This is a genomic window from Chitinophaga sp. (genome assembly GCF_036566945.1).
Classification (GTDB): Bacteria; Bacteroidota; Bacteroidia; order Chitinophagales; family Chitinophagaceae; genus Chitinophaga.
The window spans coordinates 1-4,300 of the sequence record NZ_DATCVJ010000359.1 but is presented as its reverse complement, the minus strand read 5'-3'; the positions used below and the strand labels follow the sequence as shown (position 1 = coordinate 4,300).

General features: G+C 46.2%; 4 protein-coding genes. All 4 read left to right on the top strand.

The features are described 5' to 3' along the window. The coding region (locus VIP81_RS10595) for a glycoside hydrolase family 30 protein (RefSeq protein ID WP_331959633.1) at window positions 1-1,165 on the top strand (1,165 nt) is incomplete at its 5' end. Between the two features lie 227 nt (window positions 1,166-1,392). After that, window positions 1,393-1,965: an RNA polymerase sigma factor gene (locus tag VIP81_RS10590; protein ID WP_331959630.1), complete on the top strand. Its 573-nt coding sequence runs from the start codon at window positions 1,393-1,395 to the stop codon at window positions 1,963-1,965. A gap of 16 nt (window positions 1,966-1,981) precedes the next feature. Continuing rightward, window positions 1,982-3,202: a FecR family protein gene (locus VIP81_RS10585; protein WP_331959627.1), complete on the top strand. Its 1,221-nt coding sequence runs from the start codon at window positions 1,982-1,984 to the stop codon at window positions 3,200-3,202. Window positions 3,203-3,291: 89 nt separating this feature from the next. Further along, window positions 3,292-4,300: STN domain-containing protein (locus VIP81_RS10580; protein ID WP_331959624.1), on the top strand; the 1,009-nt coding region annotated here is incomplete at its 3' end.

Sequence of the window (4,300 nt, the reverse complement as noted above, 5' to 3'; positions counted from 1 at the left end):
CGGTAGTGCCACCCTCATTCATCAGTTACCTGCAGCTCAGCAGAAAGCATTGCTGGAGGAATTATTCCTGACAAAAGGCAATGGCATTGGTATCAGCTATCTTCGGCTCAGCATCGGCGCATCTGATCTCAGTGCGTCTGTGTTTACCTACGATGATATGCCCGATGGAGAAACAGATACGGCATTGCAGCATTTCAATCTCAACGAAGAAAAAAAGGACCTCATTCCGGTGTTGAAAAAAATCATCGCATTGAATCCGGCCATCAAAATATTAGGTTCTCCCTGGACGCCGCCCACCTGGATGAAAACCAATAACTCCTTTATAGGCGGTAGTTTGCTGCCGGAGTATTATCCTGCCTACGCACAATATTTTGTGAAGTATGTAAAGGAAATGAAAGCCGCTGGTATTACTATTGATGCCATTACTATTCAGAATGAACCCCTGCATCCAAAAAATAATCCCAGTATGCTGATGCTGGCACAGGATCAGGCAATGTTTATCAAAGATCATCTGGGACCTGCTTTTAAAAAGGCAGGTGTGAAAACGAAGATCATTTTGTATGATCATAACTGCGACAAGCCGGAGTATCCTATCAGCATTTTAAAAGATCCCGCTGCTTATCCTTTTATAGATGGATCTGCTTTTCATTTATATGGTGGTACTATTGATGCATTGAGTACAGTGCATGAGCAATTTCCTGCAAAAAATCTGTACTTCACCGAGCAGTGGTCGGATGGCAAAGGTAGTTTTGCCAACGAGCTGAAAAACAATACCAGCAAGCTGATTATTGGAGCTACCCGTAACTGGAGCCGTAATGTGCTGCAATGGAATCTGGCCGCAGATGCACAATGGAATCCGCATACCGATAAAGGTGGTTGTTCGCAATGTTTGGGTGGTATTACCATTGATAGTACTGCTATATCCCGTAATTCTTCCTACTATGTAATAGGCCATGCATCTAAGTTTGTACCGGCAGGCGCTGTCAGAATTGCTTCCAGTATTCCCGGTAAGCTGGATAATGTGGCGTTTAAAACACCTGCAGGTAAACTGGTGCTGATTGTTGTGAACAACGATGCTGCCCCGCAAACTTTCCAGATCAAATCAAATAATAAACTGGCCACCACCTCCCTCAACAGTGGGGAAGTAGCGACCTATGTTTGGTAAAAAAACGATAGCAGAGAAAGCCCGCTGCTACGAAAGTTTACCTGGTACTTTGATTGTACAATAGACAATAAACAGGGGCGTATCTCAGACCAGATACGCCCTTTTTTTGCCCCGCCAATAACAAATCGTTAACCATTTATCCTTATAAATAGTTTTCTCCCTATACTACCTGCTTTCTTTTTTACTACTTTTATCGGGCAAAACCAACCAACCAGTGTATTTCGGACGTGGAGCCAGTCATGGAGGAACAGCAGGACATATTATTGCTACAGCGGTTGAATGCGGGGGATAAATCGGCGTATGACGCTATTTTCCTGAAGTATTACCGGATGCTTTGTACAAATGCGTATTTTATTTTGCAGGATGAATCTGCCGCCAAGGACCTGGTGCAGCAATTTTTCCTGGAAATGTGGGATAAGCAGTTGTATCAGCAGTTGCATGGGGAGATAAAAGGATATCTTTTCCGTGCAGTGCAGAACCGTTGCCTGAATTTGCTGAAGAAGCAGGAGTATCAGCAGCGGGAGCTGGAGGCGTATGGTTTGCAGCTGGAGCGGGATATGATCCCTGAAAGTCGCTCTGTGGTACTGTATCAACAGGTAGTCAGCGCTATGAGTGAGTTGCCGGTACAACGGCAGCAGGCTTTCCGGCTGGTATATCTGCAACAGAAAAAATACCAGGAGGCAGCAGATGATATGGGGATTAGTCTTAATTCATTGAAAACACATCTGAAGCTGGCTTTGAAATTTTTAAGGGAAAAAATGAAAATCAACGGGTTGTCTTCACCCGATCGCATACATTAATTGTAGTATCACTGTAATGACCACGAGTAGCGAACACATACGGCTATTGTTCATGGAACAACTCACCGGCACCTTATCCGAATCTGATTCGGAAGAGCTGTCCGACTTGTTGGCTACCGACGCGGAAGCCCGTGCCTTGTGGGCTGTGCTGGCAGAGGAAGCGGACGTGCTGAATGCGGCTGATTTTGCCGGTGGACTGGATCCGCAGGCAGAACTGGCGTTGTTGCATGCCGCACAATCCGGCGTCGACCATGTAATAGTGATGGAGCCGGCTGTTTTGCCGGAAAGAACTGCTACTGCGCATTTACCGGCGCAAGCAGGTGTGATTATTCCATTGTACCGGTGCCGGCTGTTCCGCGCGGCTGTCGTATTGTTAGTCCTGGCTGCGGGCGGTCTTTATTTTATTTTGAGGCCCTCAGCGGTGAAAGCACCACTTGCCGGGAATCATTATGTTCCTGCGAAAAAACAAGCGGTGCAGTTACTGATAGCAGGGCAGGAGGCAGTGGCACTCACTGGCGATAGTGCCATTCAACAACTCCAATCCGGCGACGTACAATTGCAAAACGGCACTAACGGCCTGGCCTATACGGGCAATGGCAGCAATGCCATGAATACCCTGCAGGTGCCGCCTGCACAGGATTACCGGCTTACGCTATCTGATGGTACAGCAGTATGGCTGAATGCGACCACGCGTTTGCGTTTTCCATTTAATTTTTCCGGCAATAAAAGAGAAGTATATCTGGAAGGGGAAGGTTATTTTAAAGTAGCGAAAAACAGTACCCAGCCTTTTATAGTACATACCGCACACACTACCGTACAGGTATTGGGCACTGCTTTTAATATTAATACTTACGACACAAAAGAAACCACTTCGCTGGTAGAAGGTGCGGTCATGGTAATAGGGCCAGATAGCAATAAGATACAGCTGAAACCCGGCAGGGAAGCAGTGTACAGCGGAGTGGATAAATTAAGGGTACAGGACTTTGAAGAAGGTGATGCACTCAGCTGGATGAAAGGGATCAGTTATTTTCACAACACTACCTTACAGGATATGCAGCCACTGCTGCAAAGATGGTTTGATGTGAAAGTGGTATTTGATCATCCGATGGTGGGTAACACCATGGTGACCGGGATGGTAGAGAAAAATAAATTACCGGAGTTTTTGCAGGACCTGCAAACGACTACGCATATACGCTATTATTTCAGCGGCAATCAGCTGCATTTCGACCTGCCTTAAAAAATTTGTTACTACCGTTCACCCGAACTGCATTTTCATTTGTAGTTAGTCCGATGTTGATTATTTCGGACTAAACCAAAATCTATTTTATGGGTAGAAACTCACTGCGGAGATGGCTCCGGCAGTCATTGGTATGTGGTAGTATCACTGCACTATTTTCCGTTTTACTATGTACCGCCGTATATGCGCAGGACGGTGGAAAAGCAAGGAAGGTAACTGTTTCAGGCCAACAACTGACTTTAGAAAGTGTTTTTAAAGCCATCAAAAAACAAACAGGGCTTACCGTTTCTTACGATAGCCGGCTGCTGAATGATCAGGAGAAAGTAACACTCGATTTTAAAGAGGGAACACTGGAAGACGTATTAAATTATGTACTCAGCAACAGGAATATCTCCTTTGAAATCAGAAGAAACCAGGTAATTGTATTGAACAAAAAAGCAGCAGGTAATAATAATACTGCTGCTTCTTTTAGCCTGTCCGGTACCGTTACAGATACCGACGGTACGCCTTTGCCGGGTGTTACCATCAAGGTAAGTGGCAGCAGCACCGGCACCAGCACAGGGTCACAGGGAGAATATGTTTTACGGGGTATTTCGGAAGATGCCGCACTGGATGTTACTTACGTGGGCTCCGTACCACAACATATTGCGGTGGACAACAGACCGGTTATCCATATAAAATTATCACGCGCCACCAGCGTGCTGGATGAAACAGTGATCATGGGTTATGGTACTACTACCAAGCGTTATAATACCGGGGCTATCAGCCGGATTAACAGTGCGGTATTTGAAGAGCAGCCGGTAGGTAATCCGCTGCTGGCCATGCAGGGCAGAGCGCCGGGTGTGGTAATCACTGCTACCAGCGGTAAAGCAGGCGCCAATGTATCTGTACAAATCCGCGGACAAAACTCCATCGGAGAAAGTAGTCCTTATGTAACCCGCAATGAACCATTATATATTGTAGACGGCGTCCCTTTTTTCTCGGTGCCGCTGAATCAGTTCGACGCCTTAGGTACGCCGGTACAGGGTTCCAGGAGTCCGCTCAACAGTATTAGCCCGGATGATATTGCCAGCATAGAAATTCTGAAAGATGGAGATG